The organism is Companilactobacillus paralimentarius DSM 13238 = JCM 10415 (genome assembly GCF_001434985.1).
Lineage (GTDB): Bacteria > Bacillota > Bacilli > Lactobacillales > Lactobacillaceae > Companilactobacillus > Companilactobacillus paralimentarius.
In genome coordinates, this window is record NZ_AZES01000093.1 from 1 (window position 1) to 1,118 (window position 1,118).

The following is a 1,118-nucleotide window of genomic DNA, read 5'->3' on the forward strand; positions in this document are numbered from 1 at the left end:
ATGCCATCCTTGATCAGAGTGAAGGATTGGTTTTAAAGAGGGAACTATATTTTGCTTCAATTTTTCTAGAGTATCTAATATTAGTAATTTATTAGGGCTCAAACTTATTGAATAAGATAATATTTCGCCGCTGGCCTGGTCCAGCACGGCGGATATATAGCCCCATTTGTCTTTACGCAAACGTATTTGAGTTACATCTGTATGTAATACTTTTAAAGGTTCTGTCTCAGTAAATTTCTGTTTGATTGTATTAGGAACTATTTTTCCAAGGTTACCTCTATAGGAACAGTAACCGGATGTGTGTTTTGAAAAAATAACTACTTTTAATTTAAGTTTGGTCATTAAATGCCGAATTGTTTCTGGAGAATTTTTGAATCCGACCTTGAGAGACTCTTTCCAGATTCGACGATAACCGTAGGTTGAGTTTGAATCGTGATATGTTTTAACAATAAAATCTTTTAGTTGAGCGTATTTATCTGTTTTATCAGTTTTACTAAGGCGTTCATAATAAGTTGATCTTGGTAGATCGACCTTAGTTAATAACTCATTCAACTTGTATTTTTTAAGTAATGATTTGACTAATTTTGCTTTTTCGAGTTGTGATCGTTTTCTCGCAAGGTCTTTAGTGCTTTTAAAATATCACGGTCCATTTCGGCATCATGTAGTTTAGCTTTTAGATCAAGAATTTCCTGTTTATATTTCTCTTCTTTTGTGGAATTTAAACGTGTTTGTTTCTTCTTTTTCTTGGCCATTAACGGTCGTCTCCCTCTGGGACGACGCCTTAATCCAATAACACCATATTGATTATATTTATAGATCCATGAATCAACTTGACTAGGTGATATCTTGAAATAAATTGCAGTATCAAGGCGACTGATCTCATGTAATTTATAATATTCTATCACGGATAATTTGAAATCTTGAGAATATTCTTTATGGGATTTCTTACTTATCAAATAATCAAGTCCATTCGCCTCCGCTTGATGGATCCAGCGATAAATCGGTGATTTACTGGGCATTCCATATTTTTTCGATAATCCAAGTATAGAAATTTGTCCATCAAGGTATTCATTTACTAATTTAGCTTTGAAATCTGAAGAGTATTTGGTCATAAAAAA

The 1,118-nt window shown here is 33.1% G+C and carries 2 protein-coding genes; both read right to left on the reverse strand.

Annotated features, from left to right (window positions below):
- The coding region (locus FD33_RS08100; RefSeq protein WP_156407834.1) for a DDE-type integrase/transposase/recombinase at positions 1-552 on the reverse strand (552 nt) is incomplete at its 3' end.
- A gap of 26 nt (positions 553-578) precedes the next feature.
- Positions 579-1,118: helix-turn-helix domain-containing protein (locus FD33_RS08105; protein ID WP_082603710.1), on the reverse strand; the 540-nt coding region annotated here is incomplete at its 5' end.